The organism is Winslowiella arboricola (genome assembly GCF_025527015.1).
Lineage (GTDB): Bacteria > Pseudomonadota > Gammaproteobacteria > Enterobacterales > Enterobacteriaceae > Erwinia > Erwinia arboricola.
This window is the reverse complement of sequence record NZ_JAODIM010000038.1, coordinates 378,079-397,051: the sequence shown is the minus strand read 5'-3', so window position 1 is coordinate 397,051 and position 18,973 is coordinate 378,079. Positions and strand designations below refer to the sequence as shown.

At 54.3% G+C, this 18,973-nt stretch carries 15 protein-coding genes and 1 rRNA gene; 3 read left to right on the top strand and 13 right to left on the bottom strand.

The annotated features are described in order from the left end of the window. Positions 1 to 107: ribosomal RNA gene (gene rrf, locus N5923_RS07820) — 5S ribosomal RNA — on the top strand; the annotation flags it as partial. Between the two features lie 234 nt (positions 108 to 341). Continuing rightward, positions 342 to 1,646 (top strand): MFS transporter, encoded by a 1,305-nt coding sequence (locus N5923_RS07815; RefSeq protein WP_267143193.1) that lies wholly within the window; start codon positions 342 to 344, stop codon positions 1,644 to 1,646. On the opposite strand, the gene N5923_RS07810 is transcribed toward N5923_RS07815, so the two are convergent. From N5923_RS07810 to trxC, 5 genes are all read right to left on the bottom strand, one after another. Beyond that, positions 1,647 to 1,970 carry a YfiM family lipoprotein gene (locus tag N5923_RS07810; protein ID WP_267143194.1) on the bottom strand — a complete coding sequence of 108 codons (324 nt, stop codon included), beginning with the start codon at positions 1,968 to 1,970 and terminating at the stop codon, positions 1,647 to 1,649. Positions 1,971 to 2,018: 48 nt separating this feature from the next. Continuing rightward, on the bottom strand, positions 2,019 to 3,374 hold the full coding sequence (gene pssA, locus N5923_RS07805; RefSeq protein WP_267143338.1) for a CDP-diacylglycerol--serine O-phosphatidyltransferase: 1,356 nt from the start codon (positions 3,372 to 3,374) through the stop codon (positions 2,019 to 2,021). Positions 3,375 to 3,491: 117 nt separating this feature from the next. After that, positions 3,492 to 6,149, bottom strand: coding sequence for a bifunctional acetate--CoA ligase family protein/GNAT family N-acetyltransferase (locus N5923_RS07795; protein ID WP_267143195.1), 2,658 nt, complete (start codon positions 6,147 to 6,149; stop codon positions 3,492 to 3,494). Positions 6,150 to 6,182: 33 nt separating this feature from the next. Beyond that, complete coding sequence (locus N5923_RS07790) at positions 6,183 to 6,884, bottom strand: tRNA-uridine aminocarboxypropyltransferase (protein ID WP_267143196.1); 702 nt, start codon at positions 6,882 to 6,884, stop codon at positions 6,183 to 6,185. A 195-nt stretch (positions 6,885 to 7,079) separates the two neighbouring features. Beyond that, entirely contained in the window at positions 7,080 to 7,499 is a 420-nt protein-coding gene (gene trxC, locus N5923_RS07785) for a thioredoxin TrxC (protein ID WP_267143197.1), read from the bottom strand. Positions 7,500 to 7,706: 207 nt separating this feature from the next. On the opposite strand from trxC, the gene N5923_RS07780 reads away from it, so the two are divergent. Beyond that, the gene (locus N5923_RS07780; protein WP_267143198.1) at positions 7,707 to 8,747 is read left to right on the top strand and encodes a tRNA/rRNA methyltransferase; all 1,041 of its coding nucleotides are present in this window, start codon (positions 7,707 to 7,709) and stop codon (positions 8,745 to 8,747) included. Positions 8,748 to 8,824: 77 nt separating this feature from the next. Here the strand turns inward: N5923_RS07780 and emrB are convergent, their stop codons facing one another. The 8 genes from emrB to nrdF all read right to left on the bottom strand — a co-directional run bounded on the left by emrB (position 8,825) and on the right by nrdF (position 18,909). Beyond that, positions 8,825 to 10,360 (bottom strand): multidrug efflux MFS transporter permease subunit EmrB, encoded by a 1,536-nt coding sequence (gene emrB, locus N5923_RS07775; protein ID WP_267143199.1) that lies wholly within the window; start codon positions 10,358 to 10,360, stop codon positions 8,825 to 8,827. Between the two features lie 17 nt (positions 10,361 to 10,377). After that, positions 10,378 to 11,547 (bottom strand): multidrug efflux MFS transporter periplasmic adaptor subunit EmrA, encoded by a 1,170-nt coding sequence (gene emrA / locus N5923_RS07770; protein WP_267143200.1) that lies wholly within the window; start codon positions 11,545 to 11,547, stop codon positions 10,378 to 10,380. Positions 11,548 to 11,700: 153 nt separating this feature from the next. Then, entirely contained in the window at positions 11,701 to 12,231 is a 531-nt protein-coding gene (gene mprA / locus N5923_RS07765; RefSeq protein WP_267143201.1) for a transcriptional repressor MprA, read from the bottom strand. 535 nt (positions 12,232 to 12,766) lie between these two features. Beyond that, positions 12,767 to 13,951 (bottom strand): MFS transporter, encoded by a 1,185-nt coding sequence (locus tag N5923_RS07760; protein ID WP_407704408.1) that lies wholly within the window; start codon positions 13,949 to 13,951, stop codon positions 12,767 to 12,769. A 151-nt stretch (positions 13,952 to 14,102) separates the two neighbouring features. Next, positions 14,103 to 15,098 carry a glycine betaine/L-proline ABC transporter substrate-binding protein ProX gene (proX, locus tag N5923_RS07755; protein ID WP_267143203.1) on the bottom strand — a complete coding sequence of 332 codons (996 nt, stop codon included), beginning with the start codon at positions 15,096 to 15,098 and terminating at the stop codon, positions 14,103 to 14,105. Between the two features lie 59 nt (positions 15,099 to 15,157). Then, positions 15,158 to 16,357 carry a glycine betaine/L-proline ABC transporter permease ProW gene (proW, locus tag N5923_RS07750; RefSeq protein WP_267143204.1) on the bottom strand — a complete coding sequence of 400 codons (1,200 nt, stop codon included), beginning with the start codon at positions 16,355 to 16,357 and terminating at the stop codon, positions 15,158 to 15,160. Continuing rightward, positions 16,350 to 17,549, bottom strand: coding sequence for a glycine betaine/L-proline ABC transporter ATP-binding protein ProV (proV, locus tag N5923_RS07745; RefSeq protein ID WP_267143205.1), 1,200 nt, complete (start codon positions 17,547 to 17,549; stop codon positions 16,350 to 16,352). Before proV ends, proW begins: the two co-directional genes overlap by 8 nt. A 397-nt stretch (positions 17,550 to 17,946) precedes the next feature. After that, positions 17,947 to 18,909, bottom strand: coding sequence for a class 1b ribonucleoside-diphosphate reductase subunit beta (nrdF, locus tag N5923_RS07740; protein WP_267143206.1), 963 nt, complete (start codon positions 18,907 to 18,909; stop codon positions 17,947 to 17,949). Positions 18,910 to 18,973: the final 64 nt, after the last annotated feature.

Genomic DNA, 18,973 nt, shown 5'->3' with positions numbered 1-18,973 from the left:
TTTAGCGCGGTGGTCCCACCTGACCCCATGCCGAACTCAGAAGTGAAACGCCGTAGCGCCGATGGTAGTGTGGGGTCTCCCCATGCGAGAGTAGGGAACTGCCAGGCATCAAATTGCGATAACCCTCATGCGAAAGCATGAGGGTTTTTTGCGTCTTGATATTGTCAAAAATCAGCAATAACCCCTGAAAATAGCCGCCATTTATTCGCTAAAATTCGTCAAAACGTTACCTAAATCATATTGTTGCAATCATAATGCAAAAAATTTGATTTAGTGATCGCCGAAGTGCTTTACTGATCTCTTTGGTGCTGATTTTATCAGCAAGGAAAAGAGGGTATTTAATGGCCGACCTGATAACAGAACAAGATCAACCGCAGGCTGAAACCGCGCAACAGACCAGGAAACGTATTTGGGCCATCGTTGGCGCCTCTTCTGGAAATCTGGTGGAGTGGTTCGATTTCTATGTCTATTCTTTTTGCTCACTCTATTTTGCCCATATCTTCTTCCCTACAGGCAACAGCACTACCCAGCTGGTACAAACGGCCGGGGTATTTGCCGCCGGCTTTCTGATGCGTCCGATTGGCGGCTGGTTGTTCGGTTATATCGCGGATAAACATGGTCGTAAAACATCGATGCTGATCTCTGTCTGCATGATGTGCTTTGGCTCGCTGGTGATCGCCTGCCTGCCAGGTTATGCCACGCTGGGTATCTGGGCGCCGGTATTGCTGTTGCTGGCGCGTCTGTTCCAGGGGCTGTCGGTCGGGGGCGAATATGGCACCAGCGCCACCTATATGAGTGAAGTGGCGGTGGAAGGGCGCAAAGGTTTCTATGCCTCGTTCCAGTATGTCACCTTAATTGGCGGGCAGTTACTGGCGCTGTTAACGGTGGTGATCCTGCAACAGATCCTGTCGGATGAAGATCTGCATAGCTGGGGCTGGCGTATTCCGTTTGCCCTGGGAGCGGTACTGGCGGTAGTCGCGCTTTTTCTGCGACGTTCACTGGATGAAACTTCCGACAATAAAACCCGCGCACATAAAGATGCTGGCAGCCTGCGTGGCCTGTGGAAACATCGTCGGGCGTTTATTATGGTGCTGGGCTTTACCGCCGGTGGTTCGCTAAGTTTCTACACTTTCACCACCTATATGCAGAAATATCTGGTGAATACCTCAGGTATGGATGCGAAAAGTGCCAGCGCGCTGATGACCGGTGCATTGTTTGTGTTTATGCTGGTGCAGCCGTTAATTGGTGCGCTGTCCGATAAAATTGGCCGTCGCAGTTCAATGCTGATCTTTGGCGGTTTTGCCGCGGTGCTGACGGTGCCGATCCTGACGATCCTGCAAAGTGTTGATAATAGCTGGATCGCCTTTGCGCTGGTAATGGTCGCACTGTTGATCACCAGTTTTTACACCTCGATCAGCGGTATTCTGAAAGCAGAGATGTTTCCACCGGAAGTACGTGCGCTGGGTGTCGGACTGTCCTATGCGGTAGCGAATGCGATTTTTGGTGGTTCTGCGGAGTATGTGGCGTTATCACTGAAGGCGGCAGGGCATGAAACCAGCTTCTTCTGGTATGTCTCGGTGATGGCGGCGGTGGCATTTATTGTTTCGTTGCTGCTGCACCGTCGGGGGAAAGGGATCAAGCTCTGATTACTGGCCGATATTCCATAATGCGTAGCCGGTGGCAGCACCGGCTATATCCCAGCTAAAATCCTTCCAGCTCCAGCCAGTGCCTGCGGCGCGACTGTCATATAACTCTTTCGCCGCGCCGAGGCTAATAGCGAACATCAGCCCAAAGCTGTTACTGCGCGTATCGCTCCAGTGCTGTTTTTGCCCATACTCATTACCCGCCGCAGAAAACACTGCAGAGGCGATAAAGTGCTGTGCTTTGTCCTCGCCGGTCCAGTTATCCTGCGCCATATGAGTACAACCAGAACAGAGCAGCAGCGGCAGCAGCAGCAGGTATTTCACCATAAGATTAACCGCTCCGACCCTCCCCCACAGAGGGGGGAGGGGAATGGATCAAAGAATACGGCTGATCAACTTATCGATACGAATACGGCGTAAGCGTCGGATCAGCTTGCGAACTTTAACCGGATAATCGGCAATACTGTCTAAGTCACGGAAATGTTTTACCACGGAAGTATGGGTACGGATCAACGCCAGTTCGCGTTCGCGTTGCTCTGCCAGCTGCTGCAGCGGATCGTGGATCAATACAGCATTTTCCAGATCCAGCCGCCATGCACGTGGATTGAGGTTATTACCGGTAATCAGCATCCATTCGTCATCCACCCACATACCTTTCAGGTGATAACTGTTTTCGCCATCTTTCCACAATCTGACCGTCAGCTGTCCGCTGGTGACATAGTATTGCAGGCGGCTAAGGAAACGGCGCAGGTTAATCTCATACAAATAGGGCAGTGCGCCAATAATCTTAAATGGCTGATCTTCCGGGATATAGAAGTCATTGGCGGTCTTATCGCCGATGATAATCTCCACCTCTTTGCCCTGACGCAGCAAATAAATAATATTGCGCGCCAGCAGAGCAGGCAGGTTGAAGTATGGCGTACAGATCGTCAGCTTCTGCTCGGCACAAGGCATCAGATGGTAGATGGTTTTATTCAGCAGGCTGCGTTTGCCGAGACCGACCAACGGCGTTACCGCCAGCTCTTCATTGTTGGCATTACCGGTAAACTGATAATCAAAGCCGCGCAGATCCTGGCGGAACTGACGGGTTTCATTTTTGATTTCAGGGCTTTTTGGTCGCTCAAGGCGATCGAGACGATGAACCGCTTCGGCCGCCTTCAGATTATTATCGATCCATGTCAGCATGGTGTCCGCCAGCTGCGGATTGCGGATCAGCTGATAGCGGTCATAACGGTATTTATCATGCTGATGCAGATAGACATCATTGATGCTGGCACCGCTATACAGCACGCAGTCATCAATAATAAAGCCTTTCAGATGCAATACGCCAAGCGCTTCGCGGGTGTTGACCGGAATGCCGTACACCGGAATGGCGATCTCGGGATTATTCGCCGCCATCTCACAATACCAGTCCGCATTGGTGGCCGCTGCTGCGGCGCCAATACGCCCACGCTGAGCACGATGCCAGTCAACCAGTACGCTAATCTCAACTTCCGGACGGGCGCGCTTCGCCGCATACAGCGCTGACATAATGCCGCGACCGGCATCATCATTTTCCAGATAGAGTGCCACAATACAGATGCGACGTGTCGCACCGGCGATTTTTTCCAGCAATGTCTCGCGAAAATCGTTCGGTGAAAACAGCGTTGTCACATCAGCTACTGACTGAGACAGTTTTGGCAGTTGTGCAAGGTGTTGTTGGTGTTTATTGCGCTTAAATTTGGACAACATCACAGTGCGCTTCTTCTCTGTTCATTGAATGGCCTTTTGCCATTAAATCATGACTGTAACCAACAATATTAACATCAACTGCAGCGGAAGGCGTTAATTTTACCTTTCTCTACAAGGTTAGCTGCTGGTTGCGGCAAGGGGTAACGCCAGAGCGACAATGCCGTCTTCCAGCTGAATATCGATGGCAAACCCCAGTTTGCGCGCCAGCGTGATCATGCCACGATTACCCGGCATGGTGATGCCGTTAAGTTGTTGCAGACCATGCTCACGCGTATAGACGATCATTTTTTCCAGTAAACGGCGGCCTAAGCCCAGCCCTTTCAGGTCAGAGCGCACCAGTACCGAGAATTCCGCATCAATATTGTCGGCATCCGAGATGGCGCGTGTGACGCCAATAATCTCGCTCTCTCCCTGATACTGGCGTACCGCGACGATCGCCATTTCCCGATCGTAGTCGATCTGCGTCATATTCGCTAAGTCATCGTGGGTGAACTCATTGATCTCACTGAAATAGCGATAGTAAAGATCCTCTTTGGTCACCTGAGCAATAAAACGCTGCAGCAACGGTTCATCTTCAGGCAGGATTGGCCGGAACAGGCAGTGCTGACCATCTTTCAGCCCGACCCGCTCTTCCAGCTGATGCGGGTAGGGGCGGATCGCCAGCCGTGCTTCCGCATCGCCGCTAAAGGGCGACAGCTCCATGGTGACATCCAGCAGGGTAAACTCGTCACCGACCGCTAACAGCGGATGAATATCGAGGCGCCGGATATCGGGGCAATCGACAATCAGGTTAGAAACTTTCACCAGCACCTGGCTGATACCGGCAATATCCAGCGGACGCAAGGCGCTGCGGCCACGGATCTTGCCGCTTTTAATCGCCTGGATCACCAGATAGCGCGCCAGCGTCATATTCAGCGGCGGTAAGGCGACCACTGCCTGGCGGTCGGCATGCCACTCGATGCCGCCTTCCCCCAGCATAATAATCGGGCCAAACAGCGGGTCCTGTTCAACAACAATGCGTAATTCCTGCGCCCCGGCGCGGTTAGCCATGCTCTGCACCAGCAGGCCATGAATGCGCGCCTGCGGCCAGGCCAGCTTAACGCGGTCAATAATGGCATCGGCCGCCTGCTGCACCTCACTGGCGGTGCGCAGATAGAGCATCACCCCCTGAACTTCCGATTTATGCGGGATATCCGGCGAGCGTAGCTTCAGCGCCACCGGATAGCCAATTTGTCCGGCGATATGCATCGCTTCGACGCTGTCATTGGCAATCCAAGTCGGCAGGGTATTAAGACCGTAGGCTTGCAGAATCGCCTGCACTTCGTGAGTATCAAGGCTGGTTGGTCCGGCGCTCAGCGCCTGCTGGATCAGCAGATGCGCGTGTGCGGTATCCTGTTGCAAATCCGCTGGCAGGGCAGGCGTCTCGCGCAGCTGTTTCTGATTACGACGATACTCCACCATATGCATAAAAGCGGTTATGGTGCCTTCCGGCGTGCGATAGGTCGGAATACCGGCATCGCTAAAGGCGCGACGGGCTTCGGGAGAGGAGAATTCGCCGCACCAGTTCGTCAGCATGGTAACCGCCTGGCCGCGCGGATGCTGTTTAATCGCGGCAATCAGCTGCTGTGCGGTGGCGCTCGCCGGCGCTACTGCGCTCGGGGCATGGACAATCATCAGCGCATCGAAATCATGGCTGTCCAGCAACAGCCTGACCGCAGTCAGATAGTGCTCGGGTGAGGCATCATCTTTTAAGTCCAGTGGGTTACCGGGAGTCACGGTCGACGGCAGCGCCGCGCGCAAAGCGTTAATGGTGTTTTCACTGAGCGTAGCCAGTTTGCCATTGCGCGCGTCGAGCGCATCCAGCGCCAGCGCCGCCGGTGCCGCGCCATTACTGATAATCATCAGACGCTCACCGCGCAGCGGGCGCATATGGCTTAAGGTTTCTACCGCCGAAAACAGTTCATGGGTATCCTGTACGCGCAGCAAACCGGCGCGCTGGATGGCGGCGTCCCAGGCGGCATCAAGGCCGGGGTGGGTTTTTAACAGCGCCTGCGCCTGACTGCTGCGACCGCTTTTGATCACCAGAATCGGTTTATTACGCGAAGCGCTACGCGCGGCGGAGACAAAACGCCGCGCATCGCTCAGATGCTCGAGATACAGCAGAATAGCGCTGGTCTTGCCATCGCGCGCAAGGAAATCAAGCAGGTCATCGGCGTCGATATCGAGGCTGTCACCGAGGGCGATAAACCATGAGAACCCCAGCTGTCGCTGCTGCGCCCAGTCGAGGATGGTATTGGATACTGCGGCCGATTGCGAAATAAACGCCAGTTTGCCTTTCTCAATCGGCACCGGTGAAAAGCTGGCGTTCAGCCCCTGCCACGGCGCCAGCAGCCCGAGACTGTTGGGACCGAGCAGACGGATCTGCCACTGACTGGCGCAGGCTTTCAGTTCAGCCAGCTGGTTGTCAGGTGCGGAGAGGATAATACAGGCTTTACAGCCGCGTTCGCCCAGCTGTTGCAGTAAACTAAGATTGCGGCTGGCATTGGTGCAGATTATCGCCAGGTCGGGAGCCAGTGGCAGACTGGCGACATCCGGGAAGGCCAGTACACCGCACACCGCCTTATATTGCGGCGTGACCGGGAGTATCGGGCCATTGAAGTTGCCGTCCAGCAGATTGCGCATCATCAGATAACCTGCGCGCTGAGGTTTTACCGATGCACCTATCACCGCAATCGATTTAGGACGTAACAGTGCTTCCAGGCCGCGTTGGCTCATTTCCGGCTCCCGTAGAAAGTGATAAGCCTGATTCTAAACGCTTTCTGCGACTTCTGCCGTGAGATGGATTGGATGATGAGGTTTTCCCGCCAGATAACGCTGGCGGAACAGGCTGAAATGCTGCGTCAGCGCCCCGGCGGCGGCACTGTCACCGGCCTGGGCCAGTAGCTCGGCGGCCACTTCCGCGGTGCAATGCTGTCCGGCGCCATGCGATTCGCGCAGGGTATACTCAGATACGGTGGTCAGCGACAGCGACATCACCGGCAGCGCGTCAAGCCACGGGCTTTTGCGAAACATTTTGCGTGCTTCGGTCCAGGTACCATCCAGCATAATAAACAGCGGCGGCTTACCACTGAGCGGCGGCGTGTTCAGCACTGGCCGGCCGGCATCGGCATAGGATTCGGGAAACACCACCATCGGCTGCACTGCGGGATCCTGCACCGCCGCCAGCAGCGCCGCATCGGGTTCGGTGCGCGACCAGCCAAAAGCCCGGGTATCCGGCAGAATATCGGCAATCAGGCGGCCGGTATTGCTTGGCTTCATTGGCTCGGTATCAAACATCACCAGAAGGAAACGGCTGCGCGCCAGCTGCGGTGATATTGTCACGCACAGGCAGTTTTTCTCTGGCAGCAGGCAGCGCTGACAACGAATGGTACGATTTCCGCGCGCCAGAAACGGACGGGTGGCGCGGGCAAGGCGCTCTGCGCGCAGACGAAGAACAGCATTTTCGATCATAAAAGGCTATTAAAATGAAAACGCCATATTAGCGGAAATCATCGGGGAAGTCGTCTGGCGGATCGAGATAGCCGGGGCGACCATCACGAGGTCCTCCGCAGACAAGCTGCTGCGGAGCCATCGTGATGTTTCCCCTCAATCAGGCGTATTGGGTTGCCTGCGGTGATATTATCTGATTGACCGGGGACATCTTGCTTATATTGATTCATCCAGCCATTCAGAAAATGGCGCTTTAGGCATCGCGCCACTCAGCATATCGACCATCTGGCCCTGCTTAAACAGCATAATGGTAGGGATACTGCGGATACGGAAGCGCGCGCTCAGCTCTGGTTCCGCTTCTGTGTTAACCTTGATAAAGCGCACTTTGCCGCTGCGCTCTTCCGCCACATCTTTATAAACCGGCGCAAAGTTAACGCAAGGGCCGCACCATGGCGCCCAGAAGTCCACCACTACCGGCAGATCATCCTGCAGATATTTATCAAAGGTTGCCGTAGTGGCATTGATCACGTCGCCGTCAAATAGCTGGCTGCCGCAACGACCGCATTTCGCACTGTCAGTAATACGATCTTCCGGAACGCGATTCGTCGCCTGACATGATGCACAAACCGTATTCATTGTTCACCTCAAAATCTGGGTTATTGGTGAGCGTTTACTTACCGCCCGGCGCATTTCCTGAGGCTAATTATCGGACGACCTTGCCACATCAACAACGTGGAATCCCCAATGGGTATAATAGTTAATAGCTTTTGGTGGAAGTTAATAGCTTAGCGTGGTCACATCAGGTAATCTGCGCGCTTCGCGCTCAGCCAGGTGGAGGAAAAGATGAACGACGAATTTAAAGGTAAAAGCGGCAAAGTCAAAGTGATGTATGTCCGCGGTGATGACGAGAATGACAAGCGTGGACAAAATCCACGTACCGGTAAAGGTGGCCGTCCGGCCGCAGCTCGTCAGGATGGCAATCGTCGTCCTTCCCGAAATGCTGATGATAAGCCTCGCGGCGGGCGCGATAGCGGTCATAGTGACTCGCCATGGCGTACGGTTTCACGTGCTCCAGCTGCAGCAGCAGATGACAGCAAACCCGATCACGGTGGTATCAGCGGGAAAAGTTATATCGATCCAGAGCAGCTGCGTCGTCAGCGCCTGGAAGAAACACGTGTCTACGGCGAAAATGCCTGTCAGGCACTGTTTCAGAGCCGTCCGGAATGTATTGTCCGCGCATGGTTTGTGCAGGAGGTTACGCCACGTTTTCGTGAAGCGTTGCGCTGGATGGCGGCTAATCGTAAGGCCTATCATGTAGTCGATGAAGCTGAACTGGCCAAAGCCTCGGGCACTGAGCACCACGGTGGTGTTTGCTTCCTGATTAAGAAGCGTTCAGGGATGCCAGTCAGTGAATGGCTTGCTGACGCGGGCGAGAAAGATTGTGTGCTGGCGCTGGAAGATATCGGCAACCCGCATAACCTTGGCGGCATTATGCGCAGCTGTGCGCACTTTGGTGCTAAAGGTTTACTGGTTGACGATGCTTCACTGCTGGAGTCCGGTGCAGCAGTGCGTACCGCTGAAGGCGGCGCGGAACATGTACAGGCAATTAGCGGCGAGAGCTTTGTCGCCGGTCTGGATGCATTCCGTAAAGCAGGCTATACCATTGTCACCACTTCCAGTCATAAAGGTACCCCACTGGCGCGCGTTGAGCTGCCAGCGAAAGTGGTACTGGTACTGGGACAGGAACGCGATGGTCTGTCAGACAGCGCCTGGCAAAAGGGCGATCTGAGCGTGTCGATTGGCGGTACGGGTAAGGTTGAAAGCCTGAACGTATCGGTGGCGACCGGCGTACTGTTAGCCGAATGGTGGCGTCAGAATAGTTAATCGTTAAAAAGTGACGGGCGGCGAGAACGCCGCCCCTGGGTGAAATTAATCCAGGGGCGGCGTTTTCGCCGCCTTTTTTAATGGGCACCGCCACCGCCACCGCCAGCGCCAAATGGCGGGCGGGCAAACCACAGCAGTACCAGCAGCACCAGGAACACACCGGCGGAAAGCCAGAAGATCTCATTGGCGGAAATAATCAGCCCCTGATTGGTGATCTGCTGCGCGATATACGCCGAGGCCTGCTGCTGAGTCATACCTGCCTGCTCCAGCTGACGGTACATCTCCTGCGAGTTGACATTAAAGGGCGTCACCGACTCGCTGAGATAACTGTGATGCATCGACTCGCGATTGACCCACATGGTGGTAGTGATCGAGGTGCCAATCGAACCCGCGAGGGTACGCGTAAAGTTGGACAAGCTGGATGCTGCCGCCATTCGCTCCGGCGGTAAGCCCGACAGGGTAATGGTGGTCAGTGGCATAAAGAAGCAGGCGATAGCAAAGCCCTGGATAAACTGCGGCCAGGCCGACGCGGCAAAGTCCATTCCCGGTTCAAAGGTATAAGCACGCCAGTAGAAACAGACTGCATACATAATAAAGCTGAAGGTCACCAGCTTACGCATATCAAGTTTATGGGCAAAGCGACCAATAATCGGCGACAGGATCACCGGAATAATCCCCACCGGCGCCGAGGCCAGACCTGCCCAGGTGGCGGTATAGCCATACACCTCCTGCAACAACTGCGGCAACAGCACTATCGAGCCGAAGTAGAGCATATAGGCAAGGCTGATCGACAGGCAGCCGATGGTAAAGTTGCGCGACTTAAACAGCGACAGATCGACTATCGGATGGTCGTCGGTCAGCTCCCATACCAGTAATACCAGTAGCGACGTGACGGCGACCACCGTTAGCACAATAATTTCCGTCGAGTTAAACCAGTCCAGCTCTTTACCCTGATCCAGCATAATCTGCAGGGAACCGATCCCCACCACCAGCAGTACCAGACCGACGGTATCAATCGGCTTGATTTCGGTTTTGGTTTCGCGCGTGCGCAGCGTCTGTAGCGTCAGCATCACTACCACCGCACCAATTGGCACGTTGATAAAGAAGATCCACCCCCAGTGATAGTTATCGCTGATCCAGCCACCGAGGATTGGGCCTAAAATCGGCGCAACAATGATCGTCATCGCCCATAACGACAGGGCGACACTGCGTTTGGCAGGCGGATAGTTATTCAGCAACAGACTCTGTGATAACGGAATCAGCGGCCCGGCGACCACGCCCTGAATCACGCGGAAGAAGATCAGCATGCTCAGGCTGTTGGACATGCCGCACAGCCAGGAAGCGATCACAAAGGCAATGGTTGAGCCGAGAAACAGCCGCACTTCGCCGACCCGTTTCGCCAGCCAGCCGGTGATCGGAATCGAGATCGCATTGGCCACGCCAAACGAGGTGATAACCCAGGTGCCCTGTGAGGTCGAGGAACCGAGGTTACCGGCAATCGTCGGGATTGCCACGTTAGCGATAGTGGAGTCCAGCACCTGCATAAATGTCGCCAGCGACAGGGCGATAGTCATCAGGACTAACGGGGCTCCCTCAAGCGGTTTTTGTGCCATAACAGCCTCCCGCTTTCTTAGCCCGCATTGGCGCGAATAATATCGGCAATCAGCTGATTAACCGGCGCTAAATCCAGTGCCAGCGCATTGGTTTCATAAGCCGGCGACTGACGCACGCTGTTAGCCAGCACCATCCCGTCTTTATTCTGGGTGTCGACTTTCACCAGCGTTGAAAGACCAATACGCAGTGGATGTTTTTCCACTTCAGCGGCATCCAGTTCGATACGTACCGGCAGACGCTGCACCACTTTAATCCAGTTACCGGTGGCATTCTGCGCCGGAAGCAGTGAGAACGCGCCGCCGGTGCCCATATCGAGGCCGACCACTTTGCCGTGATATTCGACATCATCGCCATAAATATCGCTGATCACCGTTGCCGGTTGACCAATACGCACACCGGCGAGCTGAGTCTCTTTAAAGTTGGCGTCGATCCACAGATTTTTTGCCGGCACCACCGCCAGCAGTGGGGTAGTGGAGGTGATCTGCGAACCCGGCTGTACACTGCGGCGCGAGACAAAACCGTCTATTGGGCTGACGACTTCGGTACGCTGCAGCGCCAGCCAGGCATCGCGCAGTGCGGCGGCGTTCTGTTTCACCGCTGGCTGATTTTCCAGCGCGGTATTCAGAATCATCGCCTGATTGGCGTTGTACTGCTGGATAGCGACATCCAGCTGGGCTTTAGCGGTAACCACCGCATCACGCGAGTGCTGTAACTCTTCGCGACCAATCAGATTGGCGCTGCCCAGCGGCTCACGACGTTTAAGATCCGCTTCTGCCTGGGTAAGCGCGGTTTTCTGCAGATCGATAGATGCCTGATACTGTTTACCGTTAATCATCAGCTGATGCGTCTGACGCACGCTGGTGGCCAGTGCGGTCTGGGCTTTTTCGAACGCCTGTTCAGCATCGGTCTTGTCGAGGGTGATTAGCACATCCCCTTTTTTCACAAAGTCAGTATTATCGAACCATACTTTATTCACGCTGCCCGACACTTGCGCCATCACCTGTACCTGGTTACCGGCGACATAAGCGTCGTCGGTCTCCTGATAGTGACGCAGCACTAAAAACCAGTAAGTCAGATATGCGATTCCAATCACGATAAACACGACAGCCAAAAAAATAAGCGCGGTTTTGCGCTTTTTCTTTTTATTGTTTGGCTGCTGCGGTTGCATCTCCGCATTTGCACTCATGGTGTTCTCCACGTTTTTCACGTATTACGGGGTTGCGTGCATCCTTGTACGCAAGGTCCCGAGCCTAAAATGCCAGCGGGGTAAGCGCTGGCATGGATAAATGGGGGATTAAAATAGCGGTTTCTAAGCGTGATTGTGTCGCAGATATTGCTATTAACGCGACAGGGACGAGATAACTTGTTCCTCATCCATCTGATCGAGGCGATTCAGCAGCTTACGGGTGATGCCTTCCAGCTGACTTTTCTCTGAGGTGCTGAGTGAAGACCATAAATGCTGCAAACTCTGATGCTGCGGTGGCAGCAGCTGGCGCAGGAATTCATTGCCTTTCTCGGTCAGGGTCAGGTACAGGCAACGACGGTCGTTGTCGCTTTCACGACGCTCAATCCAGCCGCGTTTTTCCAGCTCATCCGCGATACGCGTGGCATTGGTGCGCGATGAGCCAAGTGCAGAGCTCAGTTCTGACGGCTGAATGCTGTGGTTTTCCTGCGCATCCAGTGTGATCAACGCCATAAACAGTGTCTCGTTAATCCCCTGAGCTTTCAGCATCTTATTGCGATTTTCCAGCAGCTTGCTCTGCATATGCATACACAAGCGCGTCAGCATAATTTCCTGCAAAGGGAAATCTTTCTGGCGATTGGCGCGAAAATTTAGCATCTGTTCAATGGGAGTAAACGAACTTTCCATCTTGGGGGAACCTCATTAGTTGCAACTGGTATAGTAACGATGGTGACTTATAAAGTATAGGTACTTTTGGAGCAGGGATTGTTTTCAGGCTCACAAAATCATCATCAACAATGTCCAGGTCAGTCCATAACCCAGGATACGCAACAGCGTGGAAAGTCCGGTGCTGCTGGTCTGTTAAAAGGTACTTTGTAAACGGCCCGGAACGGCAAGGCCTGGCGTAACAAGGCAATAAATGAGCAGCGTTTGGGCTACGCGTAACTGTGCCGGAGGAATACTGACGGCGGCTGCAGATTACCGTGGCAAAATGGGAAGACCGGGAAACGGTCTGGCGGCGGTTATCTCTGGCAGGCAGGCAGGGGGCAGGTTGCGCCAGTGTGGTGTGGATCACACTGCTGGACGCTATTCCTTTCCGATTGCTTATTAGTTGCATGCGTAAAAATAACCAGCCTGAATAAGTAACGTTAAACAATACCAGACTGCGTAAGGGCTTAATACCCCGCAGCCGGTGAAAATCCCTCAATTTACTATTTGCAGGCTAATTGCTGCGGTCTTCGTGACGGAATCCCCACCACCAGCTCAGCAAATTGAGTAATGTCAGCACCGCACCGGCGCCACATACGCCATACCAGCCCGCATGCTGAAAAGCGCTGGCCGAGACCAGCGAACCGACCGCGCCACCGATAAAATAGCTGGTCATATAGCCTGATGTCAGACGGTTCCGCGCTTCCGGCATCCGCCGATAAATCACGCTCTGGTTGGTGATATGCACTCCCTGTACCGCCAGATCAAGCAGGATAATCCCGACGATCAGCGCAATAAGTGAGTGAGCGCCAACTGCGGTGATGGCCCAGGAGACCAGCATAATCAGCAGTCCGGCCGTGGTGGTGAGACGTGCTTTGCCTTTATCCGCCAGACTACCCGCCTGACGCGCTGCCAGCGCGCCCGCCGCACCAACCAGTCCCAGCAGGCCAATCATCCCTTCAGAGTAGTTATAGGGCGGTGAGGCCAGCAGAAAGGCCATTGAGGTCCACAACACACTAAAGTTAGCAAATGACAGGCAGCCAATAATGGCGCGGGTACGAATTACGCGGTTACCGGCATACAGCTGGAAAATGGACGCCAGCAGTTGCGGATAGTTGAGTGCGGTAGTCTGGCGGTAGCGCGGCAGGTAGCGCCACAGCGCCAGTGACATCAGCACCATCAGCACACTGGCGACCCAGTACACCGTGCGCCAGCCGCCCAGCTGCGCCAAACCACCGGCGACGGTACGCGCCAGCAGGATGCCCAGCAGCAGGCCGCTCATCACGGTGCCAACCACTTTACCGCGCTTTTCCGGGGCGGCCAGCGTGGCAGCCAGCGGCACCAGAATTTGCGCCACCACCGAAAACAGACCGGTTAACACGGTACCCGCCAGCATCATCGCCAGACTGGATGACAGGGCGGTGACCACCATTCCGCCCGCCGCCAGCAGGCTCATCACCACGATCAGGCCGCGTCGTTCCAGCATATCGCCAAGCGGCACCAGCAACAGTAAACCTGCGGCATAACCCAGCTGTGCCGTGGTGACGATAAAACCGGCCTGGTTAATGGAGAGATCGAAGCTGCGGGCGATGGTTTCCAGCAACGGCTGGACATAGTAATTACAGGCAACGGAGAGACCGGTTGCCAGTGACATAAGGGCTACCAGCGGTGTATTCAGTCCTTGAGGGGCAGATTTCATAATCAGTTAACAACGTTGATAACAGGGATAAGCTAATAGTAACTCAAATAACTATTTCAATGTTGTTATAGTTAACAGGACAAACCAGTAAAAAAAGCGGCCATAGGCCGCTTTTTCGCAGGGACGGCGTTCTCGCCGTCCGTGTATGGGGTTACTTCGCTGCGGCTGCAGCGTCAGAAACCCACTTATCAAACTGTGCCTGGTGACCTTTGATCCAGCCATCGACATGACGGTTGATATCCGCTTCAGAGGCTTCACCAGCATGCATACGTGCATTCTGCGCATTGATATCCGCGATAGGCAACTTCATCTCAGCAAACAGCTTGCCTGCCGCCGGGTTTTTCTCAACCCACGCTTTGTTGGCGACGATGTGCATGGTATTCACCGGGAAACCATAGTTAGCGCCGTTTGGCAACTTGGTATCCACATCTTTCTGTTCGCCCGGCAGTGAAGAGAATGGCACCTGCAGCCAGACCACATCTTTGCCCGGAACCAGTACGTCGCTCAGCCAGTAAGGGGTCCAGGTGTAGTAGATCACCGGTTTACCCTGCTTAAAGCGCGCCATTACATCGGCGATCATCGCTGAGTAGTTACCCATATTCGCTTCAACCGTTTTAGTCAGGCCGTAAGCGGGCATCTGGTGGTTAATCACCGTTTCACAGCCCCAGCCTGGCGTACAGCCAGTCAGATCGGCTTTGCCATCACCATTGGTATCAAACAGTTTGGCGATCTTCGGATCTTTCAGCTGTTCGATATTGGTAATTTTGTATTTCTCAGCGGTTTTCTTATCGATCAGATAACCCTGAGCGGCGCCTTCAACGTAGGTTCCCTGACGATAAAGCTTCTTATCACCGCCTGCGGCTTTATACATATCGTCATGCAGTGGCTGCCAGTTAGCGGCGACAAAAGTGGCATCGCCAGCCGCAATGGTGGTGTAGCCGACGTTGTAATCCACTTCGCTGGTGGTATTGACGGTATAACCGAGCTTCTCCAGCGCGCGGCTGACCAGCAGCGTCTGGAAAGTCTCTTCTGCAATCGAGCTTTGTACTGGAGTAACGGTAACGCCTTTACCCGGCATTTCCGCTGCGGAAACCTGTGTCGCGGCCAGAGTGGCTAAGGCGGCTGCCAAAATTGCTGTCTTGCGCATAGTGATTCCTTTTCTTGTGAGTATTAGCAGGCGGTGCATCTGGCGCACCGCCTGAAAAATTACTTTTTGATAAACGGACGGGTCAGCAGGCCGATTGGGCCACTGGCATACCAGCTGCGGGTGCCACGGGTGCGGCTGTCGCGGCCGAGTGACTGCGTCAGACGGTCAAGGATAATCGCGAGGATAACGATACCGACGCCGCCAACGGTGGCGAGGCCCATATCAAGGCGACCAATGCCGCGCAGAACCATCTGTCCCAGACCACCGACAGCAATCATCGAGGCGATAACCACCATCGACAGCGCCAGCATCAGCGTCTGGTTCACACCGGCCATAATGGTTGGCATCGCCAGCGGCAGCTGAACTTTAAACAGCATCTGGCGCGGGTTGGCGCCAAACGACTCGGCGGCTTCGATCAGATCGGCCGGTACCTGCTTAATGCCAAGAATGGTCAGACGCACAATCGGCGGCAGGGCAAAGATAATGGTGACCACCACGCCAGGTACGTTACCGATACCAAACAGCATCACAATTGGCACCAGATAGACAAACGCCGGCGTGGTCTGCATTGCATCCAGCAGCGGACGGATAATTTTCGCTGCCCGTTCGCTGCGCGCCAGCCAGATGCCGAGCGGCAGCCCGATGACAATACAGAACAGCAACGCGGTCAGCACCAACGCCAGCGTGACCATCGCCTGCGACCAGGCGCCAATCGCGCCAATAATAATCAGCGATACCAGCGTGGCGATGCCCATACCTACGCTGGAGAGCTGCCAGGCAATCAGGGCGAAGAGAATAATCGCCACCGGCGCCGGCATACCCAGCAACAGCTGCTGGAAAGCGCTAAGAATATAATCCACCGGCACGCGAATGCCCTGGAACAGCGGGCGGAAATGGGAAACGACCCAGTCGATACCTTCCGTCACCCAGCTGTCCAGCGGGATCAGCGTCTTGTGGAAAGGATCGAGAATATTAAAGTGTTCCGCCTGTGGTGCTGGCGCGCTGTTCAGCCAGTCAGAACTGCTGGCCGCCGCATCATGGCCACCGCTGGTGGACTGGGCGGGTGCGCCCCAGGCATCCGCGCCGCCACTGCTGCTGGCGCCACCATCGGCTGGCGCAGCATTAGCGGAGCTGTCCGCAGGCGTACCCCAGGGATCGCTGCTGCTGGCTGCACTGCTGGTGCTGTCAGCGGCGGGAGCGGGTGCTGATTCGGTTTGCGCTGGCGCGGTTTCCCACGGGTTTGCGGTTTGCTTACTCATTGTTTGCCCCCTCGCGATCTAATGCCTGTAATAACGTGCCTTTGGAAATGATACCGATGTACTGATTTTCCTCGCCGACGATCGGCACCGCGCACGGCGCCTGCGCCACATGGGACAGCAGTTCATTGAGTGAGGTATCACCCTGTACCGCAGCAGGTGATTCAAGCAGGGCCGCATCCAGTCCTTCACCGGCAGCCAGCGCGGCTTTCAGTGAATCGACGGAAACGATACCGACAAATTTCTGCCGCTCCAGCACGTAACCATATTCGCGGTCCGCATCCTGCAGCAGTTTGATCGCTGAGCGTGGGCCAAAGCCGGGTGCTTTGCGGATCAGGGCGCTGGCGCTGCGGCGCGCGATATCTTTGGCGCTAAACACATGACTGATATCCACACCGCGGAAGAAGGTGCGCACATAATCATTGGCAGGGTTATTCAGGATTTCATCTGGCGTGCCGACCTGGATCACTTCGCCGCCCTGCATAATGGCAATACGGTCGCCAATACGCATCGCTTCATCAAGGTCATGGGAGATAAACACGATGGTGCGCTGATGTCTGGATTGCAGCTTCACCAGCTCATCCTGCATCTCGGTGCGAATCAGGGGATCGAGTGCGGAGAAGGCTTCATCCATCAGCAGGATATCCGGGTTAATTGCCAGCGCACGAGCTAAACCGACGCGTTGACGCATACCACCGGAAAGCTCATCAGGATAAGCATGGGCATAATTATCCAGTCCGACCTGACGCAGCGCATCCAGCGCTTTTTCCTGACGTTCGGCCACCGGGACACCGGCTAATTCCATACCAAAGGCGGCATTATTTAATACCGTCATATGCGGCATCAGCGCAAAGGACTGGAATACCATACTGATTTTATTTCGACGTACCTGACGCAGTTCGCTGTCAGATATTTTCGCGATGTCGACACCATCAATTATGACCTGCCCGCGAGTAGGTTCTATCAGACGATTGAGAAGGCGAACCATGGTGGATTTACCGGAGCCGGATAATCCCATGATGACAAATATCTCGCCTTCTTCAATGGCCAGACTGGCGTCTTTAACCCCGAGGGAAAGGCCGGTTTTCTCCAGCAACGCTTCTTTGCTGATGCCTTTCTCGATGTGCTTAAACGCACGATCAGGATTTTCCCCGAATACTTTATATAAATTTTTAACTTCTAGTTTAATTGCCATGCAATAATTAAATTCCCGTTTAGTGGTTAATTATCTTATATTTCTTCTTTTGCCCAGGTTAAATAAATGCGGCATATACCCTATCACACTGAGATTATCTGACAACCCTGGGCGGGCGCGGCGGGGGAATTCCGCGAGACACTAATCTCTGATAATGCCAGAGTCCATAAGGGATTGCGGCGGATGAAAAAAGATGAAAATTAGTGAATATTTCTTACAGAATCTTCTCATCCGGTCGGGAAATATTGACGCCAAAAGGTAACGATATTTAATGTGAAAGGGGGAATGTGACGAATTTATTATCGTGAAATCGTCTGGCTTATCGGCTGAAATTAAGGGAATAAAACAGCATTAATTTGAAATAGGTGGCACCCGGTCGGCGCCACTTCTGTAGCGGTTAAAAGTTCCAGTCATCATCCTCGGTATCGACCGCTTTTCCCATCACATAGGAAGAGCCGGAACCAGAGAAGAAGTCATGGTTTTCATCGGCATTTGGCGACAGCGCCGACAGGATCGCCGGGTTAACGCTGGCCATTTCCGCCGGGAACAGCGCCTCATAACCCAGATTCATTAGCGCCTTGTTGGCATTGTAATGCAGGAAGGCTTTTACCTCTTCACTCCAGCCCACCTCATCGTAGAGATCTTCGGTGTAGGCCAGTTCATTCTCATACAGCGCCAGCATCAAATCACAGGCAAATAGCTGCAGCTCTTCACGGCGCGCATCGTCGACTTTTTCCAGCGCCTTCTGATACTTATAACCAATATAATAACCATGCACCGCTTCATCGCGAATAATCAGGCGGATCAGATCGGCGGTATTGGTCAGCTTGCCACGGCTTGACCAGTACATTGGCAAATAAAAGCCGGAATAGAACAGGAAGGATTCGAGAAATACGCTGGCGATTTTCTTCTTCAGCGGATCGTCATTATGGTAATGCTGCAAAATAATATCGGCCTTGCGTTGCAGCGCCTGATTCTCTTCGCTCCACTGATAGGCGGCATCGACATCGCTGGTATGACACAGCGTTGAGAAGATCGAGCTGTAGGAGCGTGCATGCACCGCTTCCATAAAGCTGATATTCGACATCACCGCTTCTTCGTGTGGCGTCAGGGCATCGGCCATCAGCGCCGGGGCGCCAAGGGTATTCTGGATGGTGTCGAGCAGCGTCAGTCCGGTAAATACCCGGATGGTCAGCTGTTGCTCCAGCGCATTCAGGCTGTTCCACGATGGCAGATCGTTGGAGAGCGGCAGCTTTTCCGGCAGCCAGAAGTTGGCGGTCAGACGGTTCCACACTTCGAGATCTTTATCATCCTCGATATGGTTCCAGTTAATGGCTTGTACGCGTTTTAGTCTGGTCATAATTTTTTCTTTATCGCCATGCGGACGGCGAGAACGCCGCCCCTACAATTACAATGCAGGGGAG

Excerpts from the sequence above, each read along its gene's own strand:
- mprA (WP_267143201.1), bottom strand. The coding sequence starts at position 12,231 with ATGGAAAGTTCGTTTACTCCCATTGAACAGATGCTAAATTTTCGCGCC.
- pssA (WP_267143338.1), bottom strand. The coding sequence starts at position 3,374 with ATGTTGTCCAAATTTAAGCGCAATAAACACCAACAACACCTTGCACAA.
- nrdF (WP_267143206.1), bottom strand. The coding sequence starts at position 18,909 with ATGACCAGACTAAAACGCGTACAAGCCATTAACTGGAACCATATCGAG.
- N5923_RS07810 (WP_267143194.1), bottom strand. The coding sequence starts at position 1,970 with ATGGTGAAATACCTGCTGCTGCTGCCGCTGCTGCTCTGTTCTGGTTGT.
- N5923_RS07790 (WP_267143196.1), bottom strand. The coding sequence starts at position 6,884 with ATGATCGAAAATGCTGTTCTTCGTCTGCGCGCAGAGCGCCTTGCCCGC.
- proX (WP_267143203.1), bottom strand. The coding sequence starts at position 15,098 with ATGCGCAAGACAGCAATTTTGGCAGCCGCCTTAGCCACTCTGGCCGCG.
- proV (WP_267143205.1), bottom strand. The coding sequence starts at position 17,549 with ATGGCAATTAAACTAGAAGTTAAAAATTTATATAAAGTATTCGGGGAA.
- emrA (WP_267143200.1), bottom strand. The coding sequence starts at position 11,547 with ATGAGTGCAAATGCGGAGATGCAACCGCAGCAGCCAAACAATAAAAAG.
- emrB (WP_267143199.1), bottom strand. The coding sequence starts at position 10,360 with ATGGCACAAAAACCGCTTGAGGGAGCCCCGTTAGTCCTGATGACTATC.
- N5923_RS07780 (WP_267143198.1), top strand. The coding sequence starts at position 7,707 with ATGAACGACGAATTTAAAGGTAAAAGCGGCAAAGTCAAAGTGATGTAT.
- proW (WP_267143204.1), bottom strand. The coding sequence starts at position 16,357 with ATGAGTAAGCAAACCGCAAACCCGTGGGAAACCGCGCCAGCGCAAACC.
- N5923_RS07760 (WP_407704408.1), bottom strand. The coding sequence starts at position 13,951 with ATGAAATCTGCCCCTCAAGGACTGAATACACCGCTGGTAGCCCTTATG.
- N5923_RS07815 (WP_267143193.1), top strand. The coding sequence starts at position 342 with ATGGCCGACCTGATAACAGAACAAGATCAACCGCAGGCTGAAACCGCG.
- trxC (WP_267143197.1), bottom strand. The coding sequence starts at position 7,499 with ATGAATACGGTTTGTGCATCATGTCAGGCGACGAATCGCGTTCCGGAA.
- N5923_RS07795 (WP_267143195.1), bottom strand. The coding sequence starts at position 6,149 with ATGAGCCAACGCGGCCTGGAAGCACTGTTACGTCCTAAATCGATTGCG.